Annotated in this window: 16 protein-coding genes; 3 read left to right on the plus strand and 13 right to left on the minus strand. The window is 64.9% G+C overall.

Annotated elements, in window-relative coordinates; genetic code table 11:
* Positions 1 to 8: 8 nt before the first annotated feature.
* Together RMO95_RS14255 and hyi are read right to left on the minus strand one after the other, a co-directional pair.
* Positions 9 to 1289, minus strand: a complete 1281-nt coding sequence (locus tag RMO95_RS14255; protein ID WP_310451306.1) for a glycerate kinase — start codon at positions 1287 to 1289, stop codon at positions 9 to 11.
* Positions 1286 to 2062 carry a hydroxypyruvate isomerase gene (hyi, locus tag RMO95_RS14260; protein ID WP_310451307.1) on the minus strand — a complete coding sequence of 259 codons (777 nt, stop codon included), beginning with the start codon at positions 2060 to 2062 and terminating at the stop codon, positions 1286 to 1288. Before hyi ends, RMO95_RS14255 begins: the two co-directional genes overlap by 4 nt.
* Before the next feature lie 275 nt (positions 2063 to 2337).
* Here hyi and RMO95_RS14265 point away from each other — a divergent pair, with 275 nt between their 5' ends.
* The 3 genes from RMO95_RS14265 to RMO95_RS14275 are packed head-to-tail and all read left to right on the plus strand — an operon-like array spanning position 2338 to position 4089.
* The gene (locus RMO95_RS14265) at positions 2338 to 2919 is read left to right on the plus strand and encodes a cytochrome b (RefSeq protein ID WP_310451308.1); all 582 of its coding nucleotides are present in this window, start codon (positions 2338 to 2340) and stop codon (positions 2917 to 2919) included.
* Positions 2916 to 3491, plus strand: coding sequence for a YceI family protein (locus RMO95_RS14270; RefSeq protein WP_310451309.1), 576 nt, complete (start codon positions 2916 to 2918; stop codon positions 3489 to 3491). Before RMO95_RS14265 ends, RMO95_RS14270 begins: the two co-directional genes overlap by 4 nt.
* A 31-nt stretch (positions 3492 to 3522) precedes the next feature.
* Complete coding sequence (locus RMO95_RS14275) at positions 3523 to 4089, plus strand: YceI family protein (protein WP_310451310.1); 567 nt, start codon at positions 3523 to 3525, stop codon at positions 4087 to 4089.
* Between the two features lie 178 nt (positions 4090 to 4267).
* Here RMO95_RS14275 and RMO95_RS14280 read toward each other — a convergent pair whose 3' ends face one another.
* The 11 genes from RMO95_RS14280 to RMO95_RS14330 all read right to left on the minus strand — a co-directional run bounded on the left by RMO95_RS14280 (position 4268) and on the right by RMO95_RS14330 (position 16862).
* On the minus strand, positions 4268 to 5299 hold the full coding sequence (locus RMO95_RS14280; protein WP_310451311.1) for an Sfum_1244 family protein: 1032 nt from the start codon (positions 5297 to 5299) through the stop codon (positions 4268 to 4270).
* Positions 5296 to 5748: a hypothetical protein gene (locus tag RMO95_RS14285; RefSeq protein WP_310451312.1), complete on the minus strand. Its 453-nt coding sequence runs from the start codon at positions 5746 to 5748 to the stop codon at positions 5296 to 5298. The genes RMO95_RS14280 and RMO95_RS14285 overlap by 4 nt, the downstream gene beginning before the upstream one ends.
* A 123-nt stretch (positions 5749 to 5871) precedes the next feature.
* On the minus strand, positions 5872 to 6105 hold the full coding sequence (locus RMO95_RS14290; protein ID WP_310451313.1) for a hypothetical protein: 234 nt from the start codon (positions 6103 to 6105) through the stop codon (positions 5872 to 5874).
* Between the two features lie 15 nt (positions 6106 to 6120).
* The gene (locus tag RMO95_RS14295) at positions 6121 to 6501 is read right to left on the minus strand and encodes a S24 family peptidase (RefSeq protein ID WP_310451314.1); all 381 of its coding nucleotides are present in this window, start codon (positions 6499 to 6501) and stop codon (positions 6121 to 6123) included.
* Positions 6502 to 6517: 16 nt separating this feature from the next.
* Entirely contained in the window at positions 6518 to 8005 is a 1488-nt protein-coding gene (locus RMO95_RS14300; protein WP_310451315.1) for a 2Fe-2S iron-sulfur cluster-binding protein, read from the minus strand.
* A 333-nt stretch (positions 8006 to 8338) separates the two neighbouring features.
* A complete protein-coding gene (locus RMO95_RS14305; RefSeq protein WP_310451316.1) occupies positions 8339 to 13252 on the minus strand; it encodes a PilC/PilY family type IV pilus protein in 4914 nt (1637 codons plus the stop codon).
* Between the two features lie 16 nt (positions 13253 to 13268).
* Complete coding sequence (locus tag RMO95_RS14310; protein ID WP_310451317.1) at positions 13269 to 13817, minus strand: pilus assembly PilX N-terminal domain-containing protein; 549 nt, start codon at positions 13815 to 13817, stop codon at positions 13269 to 13271.
* A complete protein-coding gene (locus RMO95_RS14315; RefSeq protein WP_310451318.1) occupies positions 13814 to 15199 on the minus strand; it encodes a prepilin-type N-terminal cleavage/methylation domain-containing protein in 1386 nt (461 codons plus the stop codon). The genes RMO95_RS14310 and RMO95_RS14315 overlap by 4 nt, the downstream gene beginning before the upstream one ends.
* A 4-nt stretch (positions 15200 to 15203) precedes the next feature.
* On the minus strand, positions 15204 to 15842 hold the full coding sequence (pilV, locus tag RMO95_RS14320; protein WP_310451319.1) for a type IV pilus modification protein PilV: 639 nt from the start codon (positions 15840 to 15842) through the stop codon (positions 15204 to 15206).
* The gene (locus RMO95_RS14325) at positions 15839 to 16396 is read right to left on the minus strand and encodes a GspH/FimT family pseudopilin (RefSeq protein WP_310451320.1); all 558 of its coding nucleotides are present in this window, start codon (positions 16394 to 16396) and stop codon (positions 15839 to 15841) included. Before RMO95_RS14325 ends, pilV begins: the two co-directional genes overlap by 4 nt.
* Positions 16397 to 16403: 7 nt before the next feature.
* Positions 16404 to 16862, minus strand: coding sequence for a type IV pilin protein (locus RMO95_RS14330; RefSeq protein WP_409574964.1), 459 nt, complete (start codon positions 16860 to 16862; stop codon positions 16404 to 16406).
* Positions 16863 to 17222: the final 360 nt, after the last annotated feature.

Below are 17222 nucleotides of genomic sequence, written 5' to 3' on the forward strand. Positions count from 1 at the left end.
CCGTTGGTTCAATGGGGTTCAATGAGGATCGCCCTGAAGTCATTGACATTGGTCCGCGTGGGCCCGGTGACGACCAGATCGCCCAGGGCCGCGAACACGTTGTAGGCGTCATTTTCGGCCAGCCGCGCGCGCAAATCAATTCCGGCGGCGGCGGCACGCGCCGCACTATCGGGCAGCAGCAGCGCGCCGGCATTGTCTTCCGAACCGTCGATGCCGTCGGTATCGCAGGCGATGGCATGGATGCGGGCATGGCCGTTCAGCGCCAGCGCCAGGCCGAGCAGGAACTCGGCATTGCGCCCGCCACGCCCGCTGCCCTTCACGGTCACCGTGGTTTCACCGCCGGAAAGCAGTACGCAGGGCGCCGCCAGCGGCTGCCCGTGCGTGGCGCAGGACAGCGCGATGCCGCCCAGCACCCGCGCCGCCTCGCGCGCCTCGCCCTCGATCGAGTCGCCCAGCACCAGCGGCGTGATGCCGAACGCACGCGCCGCCTCGGCCGCCGCCGCGAGCGAAGCTTGCGCCGTGGCGATGACCTGCGACTCGCAGCGGGCAAATCCGGCGTGGTCGGGCTTCGGCGTTTCGGCGGCGCCGCTGGCGAGCGCCTGGCGCGCTGCGGCCGGCAGTTCGATGCCGTAACGCTCGACGATCTCCAGCGCTTCGGCGCAGGTGGTCGGGTCGGGCACAGTGGGGCCGGAGGCGATGGTGGACAGTTCGTCGCCCGGCACGTCGGAAATCGCCAGGGTCAGCACCCGCGCAGGCTGGGCGGCCAGCGCCAGGCGGCCGCCCTTGATCGCCGACAGGTGTTTCCTGACGCAGTTGATCTCGCCGATGCTGGCGCCGCAGGCCAGCAAGGCCTTGGTCACGGCACGCTTCTCGACCAGTGTGACGCCGGCCATCGGCGCCGCGAGCAAGGCCGAACCGCCGCCCGAAAGCAGCACCAGCACCAGGTCGTCCGCCGTGAGCCCCGCTACGGCGGCCAGCACGCGCGCGGCGGCTTGCTGCCCGGCTTCGTCGGGGGCCGGGTGCGAAGCCTCGACGACTTCGATGCGCCGCGTCGGCGCGCCGTGTCCGTAACGCGTGACGACGATGCCCGACAGGCGCTGCAAGTCGCCGCGCCAGTGTTCCTCGGCTGCCCGTGCCATGGCCGCCGCCGCCTTGCCAGCGCCTACTATTACGGTGCGGCCTCTGGGTGCAGGGGGTAACCAGGCGGGCAGGCAGCGCGCCGGATCGGCCGCCGCCACGGCGGCGTCGAACAAGTCGCGCAGCAGAGCGCGCTGCCGGGTGTGGGTCATTGCCACGCCTCCAGCCACCCCAGACTATCTTCGGTTCGTCCGCTCGGTTTGTATTCGCAACCGACCCAGCCGCCATAGCCGATGCGGTCGAGATGCTGCAGCAGGAAGGGAAAATTGATTTCGCCGGTGCCCGGCTCGTGACGTCCCGGATTGTCCGCCAACTGGATGTGGCCGATCCGCGGCAGATGTTCTTCCAGGGTGCGCGCGAGGTCGCCCGCCATGACCTGGGCGTGGTAGATGTCGTATTGCAGGCGCAGGTTTTCGCTGCCGACCGCCTCGATCAATGCCAGCCCGGCAAGCGGGGTGGCGACGAAAAAACCCGGCGTATCGCGGGTGTTGAGCGGCTCCAGCAGCAGTTGGATGTCGGCGCGCCTGGCCACCGCGGCGGCAAAACGCAAGTTCTCGATCAGGGTTTCGCGCGCCTTGTCATGGGCAAGGTCGTCGGGCGCGATGCCCGCCAGGCAGTTGAGCCGGCCGCAACCCAGCAGCCGGGCGTATTCGATGGCCAGGCCGACGCCATCCTGAAACTCCGCGATGCGCCGCGGATGGCAGGCAATGCCGCGCTCGCCGGCCGTCCAGTCGCCCGCCGGCAGGTTGAACAGCACCACTTCGAGGCCGGAGGTCAGCACCACCTCGGCCAGCACCGCGCGGTCAAGCTCGTAGGGAAAATGGAACTCGACGGCCGCGAAGCCGGCGGCCCGGGCCGCGGCAAAGCGTTCGAAAAAGGGGCGCTCGGTGAACAGGAAGGAAAGGTTCGCGGCAAAGCGTGGCATGGGGCGATTATATGACCTGGATGCTGTCGTATCGGATACGGTATGTCATCGGACAAGCTAGGGCGTGCTCTCATTCAGGCGACAAACTGCGTTGCGTCAGGAAGGCGATGGATGCAAGGCGCAGCGCGCCGCGACGCGACGCGACAGCAAATCAAAAGTTCCGGCTCATTGTTGCAGATGGAGCACCAATCATTTGTGGTTGCCCATCTTTGCTCGCCGAGATACGGCGCGTAAAGTGCGACGCTTGACTTGCGCTTGTCCTATGCACCCAGACCATGACGTCCCACCCTGCCGCCCCCAGTCCCGACAACAGCTATACCTTCACCGCCATCGGCCTGCACTGGCTGATCGCGCTGGCGATCATCGGCAGCTTTGCGCTGGGTTTCTATATGGCCGACTTGCCGATCTCGCCGCAGAAACTCAGGTTCTACTCCTGGCATAAATGGGCCGGCGTGACGATTTTCCTGTTCGTGGTGCTGCGCCTGGGCTGGCGCCTGGCGCACCGGCCACCCGAATTGCCCGCCGGCATGCCCGCCTGGCAGCGTTCCGTCGCCGCGGCAACCCATGTCCTGCTCTACCTGTTGATGGTCGCGGTGCCGCTTTCCGGCTGGCTGATGAGTTCCGCCAAGGGTTTTCAGACCGTCTGGTTCGGCGTGCTGCCGCTGCCCGACCTGCTCACAAAGAACGCGGAGCTCGGCGATCTGTTGCAGGCGCTGCATCGACTGCTCAACTACAGCATGGCGGCCATTGTTTTCGCCCACCTCGGCGCCGCCCTCAAGCACCATTTCATCGACCGCGACGACGTACTCGCGCGCATGCTGCCCTTTCTGCGCACCCCCTCCGGAGACACCCAATGAAGTTCTGGCCCCACCGCCTTGTCCTCTGCTGCGCCTTTGCCACGCTCGCGCCCGCGGCGCATGCCATCGAGTTCAATCAGCTGCAGCTCAACAAAAGCTCGCTCTCCTTCGTTTCGAAGCAGATGAACGTGCCGGTCGAAGGCCAGTTCAAGAGCTTCCGCAGCAAGCTCGCCTATGACCCGGCCAAGCCGGCCGCGGCGAAGGCCGAGCTCGAAATCGACATGGCCAGCATCGACGCCGGGTCGAAGGACGCCAACGACGAGGTGGCGGGCAAGGCCTGGTTCAACACCAAGGCCTTTCCCGTCGCGAAGTTCGTGGCAACCTCGGTCAAGCCGCTGGGCGGCAACCGCCTCGAAGTCGCCGGCAAAATGAGCATCAAGGGCAAGACCCTCGACCTGACCACGCCGGTCACCGTGACCCAGCAAGGCAACGCCGCCACCTTCGACGGCAGCCTGGTGTTGAAGCGTGCCGACTACGGCATCGGCGATGGCATCTGGGCCGACTTCGGCACCGTCGCCAATGAAGTTCAGATCAAGTTCCGTCTGGTGGCCACCGCGGCCGCCGCAAAATAGCGTTCCGATTTTTCACCCCAGGAGAACACCCATGAAGAAACTCGCTCTCGTCGCCACCCTTGCCAGCCTGTCTGCCGCCGCCCTCGCCGCTCCCGAAACCTTCAACATCGACGCCGGCCATACCCTGCCGCGCTTCGAGTACAACCACCTCGGCTACTCCTTCCAGCAGCACCGCTTCGACAAGACCAGCGGCAAGATCGTGCTCGATCGCACGGCCAAGACCGGATCGGTGGATGTGAACATCGATGCCAAGTCGGTCAATACCGGCTTCGCGCTGTTCAACGGTCACATCCAGGGCGAGGACTTCTTCCATACCGAGAAATACCCGAGCATCAGCTTCAAATCGACCAGCGTGAAGTTCGATGGCGACAAACCGGTGGCCATCGACGGCAATCTGACGATCAAGGGCGTGACCAAGCCGGTGACCCTGACCGTGACCAATTTCCACGCCATGCCGCACCCGATGCTGAAGAAGGATGCGATCGGCGCCAACGCCGTGACCAAGGTCAAGCGTTCGGACTTCAACATGAGCAAAAACGTGCCCTACGTCAGCGACGAAGTCAGCCTCAGCATCGCCGTCGAAGCCGTCAAGGAGTAAATCCGGGCGCTGGGCGGACTTGTAGGGCCGACGTAGGGCGGACGTAGGGCGGACTTCAGTCCGCCATCCACCTCTGGCCGACTGAAGTCGGCCCTACAACGCCATCCACGCTGGCCGACTGAAGTCGGCCCTGCAAAGCCCTACAACGCCATCCACCTCTGGCCGACTGAAGTCGGCCCTACAGGGAGATTGAGGCCGGCGCGTGGGACAGCGTCTCGATGCCGGCTTCGTCGAGATCGAGCAGGCGCCGGCCGAGTACGGTGAAATGCGCGCGGCCGGCTGTCGCCGCCGCGGCCAGGATCGCCGGGTCACCAGCGCCAACTCTTGAGCCATAGGCCTCGACCAGGCGCGGAAACAGTTCGCGGCGCAGGCCGTCGAAGGTCGAAAACCAGAAATGCAGCGAGTCCGCCGCGTCCCGCTGCAACAGTGCCGGCAGCGTCACCAGGCAATCCGCGAGGTTGTCGCGCACCGCGCGCGCCAGCAGTTCGGCGCGCTTGCCGCTGAAGCCGGCCAGCTTGTCGGCCCACGCGTGGCCCAGCAGACGGCCCGCGGCGAATTCGCCTTCCTCGTGCAGCACCAGGGTTTCGATTTCGCCGTCCGTCATGCGCTCGATGGCGGCCTGCGGATCGACGTCGAAACCGTAACCGAGCAGTGCCGATTTCAGCGCACCGTCCTGCTGCTTGACGTTCCAGCCCTCGGCCTTTTCCCACAGCCACTGCCGCAGCGCCTCGCGGCGCACGATCAGGGTGGCGCCCTGCGATGCCGCCGGGATCGCCGAGACGTCGCGCGCATATTCGCAGCCGCAGACCAGCAGGAGCGCCTCGCCGCGCTGCTCCTCGCGGTCGAGCTGGCCGAGGAAGAAGTGCGGCTTGTGGAAGCGCCCGAGCCCCGCGCCATACACCAGCCCGCTGCCGGCCAGCGCGGCATTGACCTGCTGCGCAGCGAAGGGATCGAACTCGCGGCCGGCGACCGGCACGGCGACGAAGTCGTCGGCGGCAATCAGTTCCCAGCGCGCCTCGCGCTCGGCAATCCAGCGCCCGACTTCATCGCGCGGCGGCGACACGCCGTAGGGCAACTGGTGTTCCCAGCGATAGAACTCGCGCATGCCGAGCAGATAGGTGCACAGGCTGACGTCGCGCGCATGGCGGGCGTCGGCGATGTCGCAATTGGTCTGTACGGCGTTGACCAGCGCCGCCATGCCGGCAATCATCGCGGCGCTCCGTGATGACGGCGGCGGGCCTTCCATGCCGCCACACCCTGCACGATCTCGGAGAAGGGCAGCGCGGCCAGATCGCCGTAGCGCTCCTGCGCCAGGCGCAGCAGGCGATCAATCTGCGGCGCCGCGGCGTCGGCATCGAGCAGGGCCTTGAGGCCATCGAGGCCGCCGCACTGGATTTTCATCATCATCACGTGCGGCAGGATGCGCTGGGTGGCGGTCAGGTGCAGGGCGAAGCTGGACTTCTCGCGCAGCAGTTGCGACATCCTGCTGCAGGCCTGGTGCGCCGCCGCCTGCGTGCAGGCGATGCTCTCGCGCTCGGCAATCTGGTGACTCAGCGCCAGCTCGCAGGTCGCGTGGCGCGCCAGCAGCGCGCGTTCAAAAACGCAGGGCAGGCGGTTGATGTCTTCCCTGGTGTGACGAAAGGCGGTTTCGTCGACCATCGAATCAATCGTCGATAAGCATGGGAAAGTCGACTACCCGTAGGAGCGAGCTTGCTCGCGATAAATGCCGCTCGCGAGCAAGCTCGCTCCTACGGGGACAACCGGATTCAACATGAAAGACCACTAGTAATCCTCTCCCGTCATCGGCTCCTCGCCCCGTGGCTCGTTGAGGAGCTCTTCCGCCTGGAGTTCGTTGGCGGCAAAGATGGTCTTGATCTTCTCGCCGGCGCCGAGCCCGGTTTCGCGGCGCAGGCGCTTGGCTTCGTTCGAAGCGTCCTTGAATACCTCGAACTGGCTGATCCTGGCGAGTTGCTGGATGGGACCGACGGGTGTGACACGATAGATGTAGTAGGGCATGGTTTTCAGTGGGTTTTAGTCTACGTAACGTTTGGTGGCCCGGCGACGCCCGGGTTTCGATTTCTGGATGATGACGCCTTTGACCGCGTCGAGGCCGGGAATATCCGCGGCGGGATAGGCCGGATTCAGCGCCTGCAGGCGCCAGCCGGCGTCATGGCGGACCAGTTGGCGGAAGATCCACTCGCCGGCCAACTGTGCCAGGACGAAGGAGCCATCGGTCGCCAGCCCCTCGGGTTCGATCAGGATCACCTCGCCTTCGACAAACTCCGGCGCCATGCTGTCGCCCAGGACCATCAGGGCGAAGGGCTCGGCCGAGGAACAGGCATCGAGTTCGGCGGGGGTTTCCAAAGTCGCGCCCTGCGGCTGTATCGGTATGGTGCGGCGTGCTTGGGTCATGGAAATTCGCTCACGGTCATAATGCCTCGATATGCAATTGGCGCGACGGCAGGCCGGCCGCGCGCAGCGTTGCCGCCAGCGGTTCGACCTGCTGCGTCGCGCCGGCAAGATAGATGTCGCTGGCGGCCAGGGCGGCGTTCGCCGCCAGCGCCGCCGGCAATTCGGCCAGGTCCAGCGGCAGGTAGCTGAATTCGTCGAGCGCCGCGGCCCAGGCGCGGCACTGGTTGGGCAGATACTGGCCGCCCGGCCGGGAACTGGCCCAGTAAAGCGTGATCGATTCGGCGGCATCGACCGCAATCGCATGTTCGATCAGGCTGTTGATCGGCGCAAAACCCTCGTCGATGGCGATGAATACCAGGGACCGCAGCGAGCCCTGGTCGAGCACGAAGCTGCCCCACGGCCCCCACACCGAGAGCTCGTCGCCGGCCTTCACCATGCCGGCCTCCAGGCATTCGGCAAAACCTTGCGCGGGATCGCCCTGAGAGTTGGCGCTGGTGCCACGGCGAGCCGGACTCGGAATATGGAAAATCAGGTTGCGGTCGTCGCAGGGGCAGCTTGCGATCGGGTATTCGGCATGCAGGTCGGCGCCGCTCGCGACGCCGGCCGGAAGGCCGAGGGTGACCCGTTGCCCGGCGAGAAAGCGCAGGCGGTTGCTGCGCGGGGTCTGCAGATGCAGGCGCAGCATGTCCTCGTTCAGCCTGTCGACGCTGCGCAGCCTGGCGACGATGCGCTGCTCGGGAATGTCCTCCGGCGCGCCGGCTTCCAGCACCTCCAGCACCAGGTCGGAACTGAGCGCCGTGCAGACGCACATCAGCACATGGTTCTGGGCCTTCTCGGCGGCGGAAAAACGGTAGTCGGAAGGCGCCATGGCACGTGTCTCGCCGGCCACCACGCGCGCCTTGCACAGGCCGCACAAACCGTTGCCGCAACCGTAATTGGGCGTCAGGCCGGCGCGCAATGCCGCCTTCAGGAGGGTCTCGGAACCCTCGACGAAGAACTCGTGACCCGATGGCTTGACCGTGACGTGCGCCGACATGACGCGCAGCATAGCATCGAGCGCGCTGACGTCCGCGCGCGGCGCCGGTGCCGCCAGTGCCTGCGCCAGGCCCTCGTCGAGCAGGTGCGCCAATTCTTCCGTGCCCGGCGCCGGCGCGGCGGCCAGGCGCTCCTGCAGGGCCTCGAACAGCGCGTGGTAGCGCGTCAGGGTGCGCTGCAGTTCGGCCAGTTCCTGCCCCTGTGCAAACAGGCGCTGGGCCAGCGCCTCCTGGCTGGGCAGCACGCGCTCGCGCAAGCGCCTGGCAAACGCATCCTCGCGAATCGCACGGGTTTTTTCAAAGCTGCCCGACTCTTCCAGATCGAGTTGCGGCCAGACGCGCTGCAGCTCATCGACGCTCACCATGCCATCGAAGGACGACAGTTCGCCCTCGCGAATGCGCTTTTGCAGCGCCATGCGCGAGATGCCGAGCAGATGCGCGGCGCGGGAAAGGGTCAGCCGTTGCGACATGGCGGCAAGCATAGCAATGCCGCCGCCCGCGCAATTCCAAAATTTTTATGTCCCCGAAAACGTGGAGGGGACGGTATCCCCTTGTGGGATATGTCTCCAACCGGAGGGCGGAGACGGTATCCCCCAGTGGGATATGTCCCCGCCAGCGCAATGGGGACATATCAGCGCAGGCAGCGCGCAGCCTTTTCAGAGCTTGTGAAGAAATCGTAGCGAGCGAGCCGCAGCGGGGTGCGGCCGGAGCGCAGCTACCGGAATGTACGAGTTTGTACATGAGGATAGCGAGCACCGCCCAAGCCCCGATCCGGCTCGCGCAGTAGATTTATTCACAAGCGCTCAGTCGGCGCCGTAGGACCAGTACAACCGGGAGCGCGTACCGCGCAGATTGATCACGCTGCGCGCGCCGGCGATCGACGACGCCGAGGTCAGGGAAGCGCCACCGCTGCCGATGATGAAGCGGTAGGGTGTGCCGCCGATCGACACCACCCCCGCGGTCACCGTCGGCGGCAGGCCGCCGCCGGAAAACTTGGTGGAAAAATCGTTGCTGGTGTAGGTCGCCACCCCGCCACTGGTCGATTCGTCGCGGTTGATCGCCGGCATACCGGTGAAGGGATCGACCGCGTAGCCCAGCGCCTCGCCCAGATTGGAGCAGATGCCCGCGCTCGGATTGGGCGACACGGGGGTATTGGTGGCGAAGAAGACCACCCCGGCCACCACCTTGGCCGAATTCACCGATTTCTCCTCGTTGCGTGTGCCGTTGCCGTCGGGATCGTTGCGCAGCAGGATGTGCCAGCCGCGTTCGCTGCTGGACAGGCTGAAGGGCGTCAGCGTGGTGGTCGCCAGGGTATTGGAATTGATCTGCTGCAGATCATTCAGCACGATCGGATCGGCATTCACCGTCGCCTCGGTGGCGCCGGATTGCACCGGATCGAGCAAACCGAAGAAGCGGTCGTTGATCTTGTTCGACGAAGAGCTCGGGTAGTAGGTGTCGGTGTAGAGGCTGGAGCAGGTCAGCGCATTCGGGCTGCCGTCGGACTGGAAGTTGGGCAGCGGCTTTTCGCGGTTGCCGCTGCCGACCAGCACCATGGTCTTGATCACGCCGTTGTGCAGGAAGGGCAGAACTTCCGGCGCGAAGAGGAATTTCCGCGCATTGACCCCGCCGTTGGCATCGGTGTCGCCCACCTTGGCCAGGTGATAGCGCTTCCAGTAGCTGCTGCTGGCGACATTGGTCACCGACTGCTGGGTATCGAAGCGGAACAGGTTGGCGTTGGTGTCGCCCGCGTAGATGCGGTCGAGATAGCCGTCGGCATTCAGGTCGAGGGCATTCACGTCGGCGGCAAAACTGTAGCCGGTGACGCCCGAGGTGGGCTGCAGGAACTGGATCAGTTGCCCGGTCTCGGCCTCGACCACGAACACGCCGCGGCCCATGGTCGGCGTGACAAGGCTGCCGGTCGGTTTGTCCTCCTGGGCGGTGTCGTAGCCGGCACCGAACACCAGCACCACGGGATCGGTGATCACCGTCGCGTCGGCCCGGGTGAAGCTGCCCTTGAGCTTGGCGATCTTCGGCTCGGACCAGGTCTGCGCCAGTTCGGAAAAACCCGTGCTGGCGTTGGTGATGCGCCACATGAACTTGGGCACGTCCGGATCGGTGACGTCCAGCGCATACAGGGCGCGCCCGCCGCGGCGCAGGGTGGCGAACAGCCAGGTCTTGCTCGGCGCCGTGGATGCCGTGCCGTCCGGCGACTGATAGGCGGTCAGCGAGCCGTCCCAGAAATAGTTGCGCGCCGTGGGCGTCGGCGAGATGCTGCAGGACAGGTTGGGATAGCGCACGACTTCGCTGTTGCTGTAAAGCCGCGCCAGCTTGGTGTAGGTCATGAATTCGCTGGGCATGAAGGCCCACTTTTCCTCGCCGTCGATACCCGCCGTGCCGCCGTGAATCGCGCGCAGGAAGCCGTCGTTGGCGCCGTAGAAGCCGACGATGCCGATGCTGCTGCCGTAGTTCACCACCACCGGCCGGGCATGCAGCACGTCGCCGTGGATGCTGGCGCGCACATTGGTCAGCGAGGCATTGATGTCCTCGTCTTCCCACAGATCCTTGCCGCGAGTCCACAGGATCAGGTTGGTGGTATCCGGCCCCGCCACGCCGCTGCCGGTGGTGGCCGTGATGGTTCCGCTCGGCGGCGTGGTCGGCGTCAGCGTGATCGGGCCGAAGGTGAAGGTATTGGCGTCGGGCGCGCCGACGCTCAAGGGCTGGAAAGTACCGTTGTACTGGCTCTGCGCCGCGCCGGTGATGGAAATGTTGTCGGTGGTGATGAAGCTGTGCGGAGCGGGCACGCCAAGCACCGTGGTGACCGCCGTCGCCGTGGTGCTGCCCAGCGTCCGCGTGATGTTGACGGAGAAGGAGGTGCCGGGACTTGTCGCGGTCTTGCTCGCTCCGCCGTCCGGCGTCACGACCGCCGGCTGCGCGGCCACGGTGTAACAATAGACGGCGTTCTTGTTGCTGTTGGTGACGGTCAGCGTCGCGGTGTTCGGGCAACTGGTGCCGGTGGCGCGGATCGTCGTCCCGGCAGCACCGGTGTTATAGGCGTCGGGCGCCGCACTGGAGACCACCACGGTGTTGCCGGTGACGAACTTGTTGCCGAGATTGGCCGTTGCCAGAACCACGGCACAGCCCGCAGTAGCGCCGGAAACACAGGCCGCCGTGGAGTAGCTGATCGAGCTGTGGGTTGCCGTCTGGCCGATGGCGACCGCGCTGCCGGCGGTCGTCGCCGGCGTCGCCGGATTGGCCGGCAAGGTCACGCTGACGGCGAAGGTGGTGCCGGTCACCGCCGGTGCGCCAAGAACGGTATGCGATCCATTGAGGAAGGACTGGGCGGCCCCCGCGATCGTCGTCACATTGCCGGCTAAAAGGCCGTGGGCCGGATTCGTCGTCACCGTGGCGGTCACGGTGGTGCCCGCGGTGGTGCCGGATAGCGAAATGTCGGTGACCGTGACCGTGCCGCCTGGCTTGGTCGCCGTCGCGGTATCGGTGGTGGTCGGCGACTCGTTCAGGGTGTAGGTGAAATGCGTGGCATCGACGAAAGCGATGGTCTTGGCGCCGTTGTAGTCGGTCGGCGTGGCGCCGGCGATGGTGACCGAGGCGCCGTCGGCAAAACCGTGCGCCGCCGTCGATGTGGCCGTCACCGTGTTACCGGCGCGGGCCAGGGTCACGGTCGCCGAGCCGCTGGGCGCCGCCAGCGCCGCCGTGACTTCGCTATTGCTGGTGGTCACCGCATTGTTCGACAGCGTCTTCTGCGATGTGGTGGCGGCGGAAGCCAGGCAGGTGCCGAGACAGGTGTACACCCTGCGCCCGTCCGGGTGCGGCGAGGTCGCCGTGGTCGCCCACGCGGTGCGCAAGCGCTGTGCCGCGGCACCGCGCTCGACCTCCGGTCCATCCGGCGAGTCGCTGGCGCCGCCGGTCGCGTTCGGTGTCGCGGTCCAGAAGCTCGAAGCGGACGTCCAATAGCTCTTGGCCGACAGGTCGATGAAGCCGGTATTGCCTTCCTCGTCGATCGCGCGGTAGCCGTGCTGGTCGCCCAGATAGAGATTGAGGGGAATGTCGCCCGACGCATCGGTGCCGCAGTTGGGCGCCGGGACGTCGTCGCCGATGCGCTCGTCGCTTGCAGTGAAGCTTCCCGACAGCGAGGAGATTCCGTTCAAGGTGCCGGTGAAGGTCGAACTGCCGGTGCCGGTGCCGGTGCCGGTAATGGTTCCGGTCACGGTGCCGCTGCCGGCATCGACCGCCGGACTGCCGGTGGTTCCCGGCGAGCCGCCGAAGGTCGCCGCAAGGGTGGCCGAGGAAGTGCCGCTGACCGTGCCGGCCACCGTCCCGCTCACCGCACTGCTGCCGCTCAGGGTGGTCAGTGTGCCGCTGAAGGTTCCCGTCACCGTGCCGGTGGCATTGCCGGTCAGGGTCGCGGCGACCATGCCGTTGGCCAGTGCGCGGGTGTTGTCGATCAGCACCTTGTCGTTGCGGTCGGCGTCGCAGTAGCGGCCGAACTTGTATTCCTTGAGGTTGCCGAACCAGCGCGGACGGGCGCCCGAGTCGGGACGGAACACCCCGATATACACCTGGTTTTCGAACGTGCCCTGGGTATTCACCGAAATCGGCAGCGTTGCGGAAGCGAACACGCTATTGACGGCCTGGATCTCGGCGAAGATCAGGGACATCGCGTTCTTGATTTCCTGCTTGCTGGTGGACTTGTAGTACTTGCCGCCACCGACCTTGGCCATGCTCTTGAGCAAGGTGGCCTGATCGGCTTCGCAGGCATCCTTGCAGACATCGATGGTGTAGGTGGCGATCTTGTTAACCAGCTTGGCCTTCGGGCTGCTGGTGCTTTTCGGGTCGTCCACGGTGGAAGTGACGCCGTAGGTATACATGAAGCGCGTCCACTCGTCGGCGATCTTCGGGCTGCCGCCGGAGACCGAGGCGGTGATGGCGCTGACGGTGGCCGAATCGGTGATCCCGGCCAGCGCCGCGGCATCGGACAGGTCGGTGGTGGTTCCGGCCTGGTTCGGATAGCCGTTGCCGATGAAAATAATAAAGTTCTTGGCGCAGCCATCGTTGGCGGTGCCGGGCGGCAAGTAAGTGGTGGAGGTGGCGGTGGCCAGCGAATTGCCGGCCAGCGCGCCGGCCGGCTGTTTGGTGGTGTTGACCGTACTGCCCGTGTAATCGCGCAGGTCGAGCGTGCTGCCGCTGGGCAGGTCGGTGGTACCGAAACGGGCAAAGCCGTTGAAATAGCGGTAGGCCGCATTCAACATGCTGTCATAGACGATGGAGGAGGTATTGACCTTGTCGTCGTTGTCGCCGTCGCCGCCGAAGTTGGCGACCATGGTGTTGAGCATGCCGGTGAATGCGGTCTTGTTGGTGCCGCTCATCTCGCGCACGCCGAAGCGCACGTAGCCGCCGTTGGAGCCCGCCGCCAACAGCAATCCGACATTGATGTTGTCGCCCAGGGTGGACAGGATTTCAGAAAGGGCTTGGAGTTCCGCTTCACCCTGCTTGGTGCCGGAAGGGAGCCAGCCCTGATTGGCCGCGGCCCAGTTGGTCGAATTGTCGAGCACGATCAGCACATTGGCCTGGGAGCCGGTGGAGGCTTCGCCGCCGACATAGAGATCGATGTCTTCGGCCAGCGATGGGGTCATCATCCCGAGACCGGCGGCGGCAGCCACCGCGATGACGCCGTGGCGCAGGGATTGGGGAATGTTCATGATATGAGCTCCGACTTCATGAGCAACGATAGGAAGAATCGTTGGAGTACACGGTCGCCGCGCCGTTGTCCATGCGGATGCCGGTGCCCTGGGTGATCGCGACATTGGCGCCGAACCAGCCTTCACTGACGGTGGCGGTGATCTCCCAGACCGTGGTGGAACAGGCGGATACCGGGTTGGAAATCGTGTCGTAGCATTTCAGGTCTTCGCTGTTGCCGATGTCCAGCACGGTGTTCATGATCGGCGTGACCTGGCGGATGCAGGGGCGGGCCACCGCGACGTTGTAGGTTTTCCCGGCATCGACCGCCACGGTCCAGTTGCGCTCCGTGCCGGCGACGTCGTCGGTGAAGTTGATGCTCATCACCTGGTCGAGGGCATGCTGGGCCGCGCCCATGGCCTCGCTGCGCATTTGCATGTTGTTGATGGTGCGCAAATTCACGGTGCCCATCTTGATGGCCGACAGCGCGAGCATGGTCATCACCATCAACATGAACAGGCTCAGCAACAGCACCGAACCGCGCTGCGCGGCGCGCCGCGGCGCTATGCGGATTGGGATTGATTTCATGGCACCACATCCTCCCTGCGTCCGGCCATGTTGACCACCTTGATGGTTGATCCCGAGGACTTGTAGCGGTAGCTGCCGCCACTCACGCCCCGGGCATTCAAGGTCGCCGCCGGCACGGAGATCGACCCGAGCACGAATTCCTTGTTGTTCGTGTAAGCCCTGGTCACCTCCGGGTCGCGCACGACCACCCACAATTTGATCGACATGACGTCCTGCCAATTGGTGGCGCCACCCCAGGGGTCGGTCAAGGCCGTGCCGGTGGTCGAACCGTTCGGCATCAGGCGCTCCGGATCGATGGTCGAGCGGCCGTAGGCATCGATCGAACCCTCGATCAGCGCATAAGGGGTCCAGCTGACGCCGCCATCGGAAACCGTGCCGCTGGTGTGCGTGGGCGCGGCGATGCCGGTGGTTCCGCCTGCCGCCGTCACGTACAGGCGGTCGAGGTTCCTGCGACCGGCACCGGCGAGGACCACCGTACTCGCCGTCCACTGGACACCCGAGGGGTCGATGCCGTATTCGAGGTGCAGATCCACCACATGCGGCGCGATGGTGACGGGCGTGGTGGCGCCGGCACTCGTGTCGATCATTTTCAGGGTCGGAATGTTGTCGCCGGACTCGTTTTCCGAGGCGACATAGTAGATGCGGGTGATCAGTTCCCAGACCGGGGCGCGGTCGGCGGCAAGCGTGGAACAACCCAGGCGCATCAGACCGGCAGGCGAGGTGCTGCCGGTCGTCACCGTAAAGTCGTTGGTGCCGATTTCGGTTGAACATGCGGATACCTGGAGATAGGTCCTGGCCGCACTGAGCGTGCCGGCGATGGCCTCCGCCGTCACGGCCGCCGTCTTGGCGCGCCGGATCACCAGGACATCGGTGCCCGCCAGATAGTTCGGCAGGCAGTCGGTGACCTCGTTGTCGATGGTCTGGGTGGCGCCTCCGTCGTCGTGCGCCTCGAATCCCAGTATCGGCACGGGTAGCCTGACGGTGCCGGTGCCCAGATTGGTCCAACCCTGGGTCAGGGCCGCGGCGGTGCATCCGCTACCGGCATCTTCCAGGGCCGACACCGCTTGCCATTGCACCGAATTCCAGCGCCCCGCCGGGGTGTAGTTGCCCCAGAATCCCGCCAGCCGGATGTCCTCGGCCATGGTTTCGATCGAGAAGCGCGCATTTTCGATCTTCTGGCCCTCGCGATCCACTTGCTGACGGGTGGTTACGGTCGAGGCGAACAGTCCTGCCAGCGCCGACAGCAGCACCATGGCAATGCCCATCGCCACCAGCACTTCGGCGAGCGTGAAGCCGGCCTGTGCGCCCGGATGAAAGTTGGCGCTGGCGACCCGGCGCCGCCTGCCTGTCTGTCCGACATTCAATCTGTGCATGATGCTCATCGTTTCATCCACTGAGATTCGCCACCCAGATGCGGCGGCTGATTCCGCGCCGCCCCGCGGTAATCGCCGTGTTGCCGCAAGTCAGGTCGGAGGCCACTGCGCCCGTGGCGTCGCGGCCCTGCCAGACGACATTGATTTCGTAGACGCTGGTGGCTTGCAGGAACACACAGCCGCGGGCACCCGCCAGACCGCCGATCTTGGATGCGCTGCCGGTGGTTTCGCCGATGCCCTTGAGCGCCAGATCCCACTCACAGATGTCGCTTTCGGCGACCGAGTTCTTCGTACCGCCCTGCGCCGTGGTCTTGCAGCACTCGGCCTGATCGCTGAGGCTGGCCGGATTGCCGGTCACACAGGAGTTCGTGTATCCGGTGCCGAACACGGTCTTGCTGCCGCCGCTGAGCTGATCATAGGTAGCACTGCCGGCAGGCGTCTTGAGCTGGGCCAGATTGGATTCCATGCGATCGGCCATTTCGTTGACCAACATCAACGCTTGCCCCCGCGAGGCGGATTCGACCTCGGCGGTAAGCGCACGGGCCTGCAATCCGACCAGGCCCAGCAGTCCAATCGCGATCACGAACATGGTGATCAGCACTTCGAGCAGCGAATAGCCGCGATGCTTCGCCGATATGGTTGTGCGCGTCATGTGCAGGCCCCCACCTTGGTGCTGGCATTGCCCGCCGTATCGATCGTCACGCAGCGGGTCAGCAGATTGCCCGTGTCGTCGTTATCCACCTTGATCTTGACCGCGCTGCCGGAGCTCAAGCGCCCGGTGCGCCCGAAGGTGATGACGCAGGGCGTGGCGCTGCACGAAAACACGGTATAGGTGACGTTCGCCGTCGCGGCATTGACGCGCATGACGTCGCCCCCCGGAGCGCTGACGCTGCAAGCCGAACTGCTGGTGAAGACGATGCACCAGCCATTGTTGTAGTTGCCGCTCTGCGCCACGATGGAAATCGATGCGCCCGACGTGGTCCCGTACTTGACGGCCTCGCTGCGCGCCTGCATGACCGTCGTCACCACGTCGAAAGTGGCGCTTTTCATCTTCTGCGTATCCATCAAGCTGCGCAGACCGGGCACTGCGATGGCCAGCAGGATGCCCATGATGGCGGTCACCACCAGCACTTCGATCAGCGTGAAGCCGGCGTCGGCGCGCCGCTGGGGCAACTGCGCGATCGGGGCGAAGGCGATCGGGTTCATGGCCGCGTCACCATTGCGCCAGCGGCATGCGCAGGCCGAACTGATTGACATACAGCGTGGCTTCGTCGACCTGAATCGTGTCGCTGCGTGCGATCGCCGTCGCCTGGAAGGTCGGCATGCTGGCGAGATTGACGTTGGTCGCCGTCGTCGTCGGCGCGCAGATGGCGAAGTTGTAGGCCGCCAAGGCCTCCTGCGGCAAGGTGACGCCCAGCGCCGAGAACATCGTCGTCGAGTTTGCCGTGCAGTCGGCGGTCGGCAAAGTGCTCGGATCCGCAGGGCAGGCGGCGGTGCAATTGAGAAAATAGCCGCGATTCTGTACTACGTACTGTTCCTGGCGACTGGCAATCTCCATCAACACAGCCTTGGCGGCCGCCTTGTTGGAGCGAATCAGGTAGAGGTTGTACTGAGGAACGGCGATCGAGACGAGAATACCGATAATCGCCACAACGACGATCAGCTCGACCAAGCTAAAACCGGATGGAGCCCTATTTCGCATTTGAGCAATTTTCAAAGTAGCGGATGACATTCTTATTGTCGTGTAGTTATGTAACTATAACAATGGCACTGTTCAGTGACATCCTGACAAGTAACAACTAGCAACACAATCAGGAATAGCTTAATTGCCATAAGGTAAACCTGATGCCGGCGCTAAGCGCGCCCCTTGTGTACAAGAAAGCCGAACGCCACCAATATCAAGGCGACCGCCGCGTCATTTCGAGCCTCGCCTGTGCCTTGCATGGCTGCAATCGATTTAATGTCGTTATATAACTACATCACTGCTGTCCGGCTAAATCGCGAACAGATTCAATTGGTTGTTGATGATACT

This window comes from Sulfuritalea sp., from assembly GCF_031426875.1.
In the GTDB taxonomy this organism is placed as follows: Bacteria; Pseudomonadota; Gammaproteobacteria; order Burkholderiales; family Rhodocyclaceae; genus Sulfuritalea.

What these genes read in the sequence shown, in the direction of transcription:
- hyi (WP_310451307.1), bottom strand. Translation starts at nt 2,062, where the DNA reads ATGCCACGCTTTGCCGCGAACCTTTCCTTCCTGTTCACCGAGCGCCCC.
- RMO95_RS14265 (WP_310451308.1), top strand. Translation starts at nt 2,338, where the DNA reads ATGACGTCCCACCCTGCCGCCCCCAGTCCCGACAACAGCTATACCTTC.
- pilV (WP_310451319.1), bottom strand. Translation starts at nt 15,842, where the DNA reads ATGACGCGCACAACCATATCGGCGAAGCATCGCGGCTATTCGCTGCTC.
- RMO95_RS14270 (WP_310451309.1), top strand. Translation starts at nt 2,916, where the DNA reads ATGAAGTTCTGGCCCCACCGCCTTGTCCTCTGCTGCGCCTTTGCCACG.
- RMO95_RS14280 (WP_310451311.1), bottom strand. Translation starts at nt 5,299, where the DNA reads ATGATTGCCGGCATGGCGGCGCTGGTCAACGCCGTACAGACCAATTGC.
- RMO95_RS14305 (WP_310451316.1), bottom strand. Translation starts at nt 13,252, where the DNA reads ATGAACATTCCCCAATCCCTGCGCCACGGCGTCATCGCGGTGGCTGCC.
- RMO95_RS14325 (WP_310451320.1), bottom strand. Translation starts at nt 16,396, where the DNA reads ATGAACCCGATCGCCTTCGCCCCGATCGCGCAGTTGCCCCAGCGGCGC.
- RMO95_RS14255 (WP_310451306.1), bottom strand. Translation starts at nt 1,289, where the DNA reads ATGACCCACACCCGGCAGCGCGCTCTGCTGCGCGACTTGTTCGACGCC.
- RMO95_RS14290 (WP_310451313.1), bottom strand. Translation starts at nt 6,105, where the DNA reads ATGCCCTACTACATCTATCGTGTCACACCCGTCGGTCCCATCCAGCAA.
- RMO95_RS14310 (WP_310451317.1), bottom strand. Translation starts at nt 13,817, where the DNA reads ATGAAATCAATCCCAATCCGCATAGCGCCGCGGCGCGCCGCGCAGCGC.
- RMO95_RS14295 (WP_310451314.1), bottom strand. Translation starts at nt 6,501, where the DNA reads ATGACCCAAGCACGCCGCACCATACCGATACAGCCGCAGGGCGCGACT.
- RMO95_RS14275 (WP_310451310.1), top strand. Translation starts at nt 3,523, where the DNA reads ATGAAGAAACTCGCTCTCGTCGCCACCCTTGCCAGCCTGTCTGCCGCC.
- RMO95_RS14300 (WP_310451315.1), bottom strand. Translation starts at nt 8,005, where the DNA reads ATGTCGCAACGGCTGACCCTTTCCCGCGCCGCGCATCTGCTCGGCATC.
- RMO95_RS14285 (WP_310451312.1), bottom strand. Translation starts at nt 5,748, where the DNA reads ATGGTCGACGAAACCGCCTTTCGTCACACCAGGGAAGACATCAACCGC.
- RMO95_RS14315 (WP_310451318.1), bottom strand. Translation starts at nt 15,199, where the DNA reads ATGAGCATCATGCACAGATTGAATGTCGGACAGACAGGCAGGCGGCGC.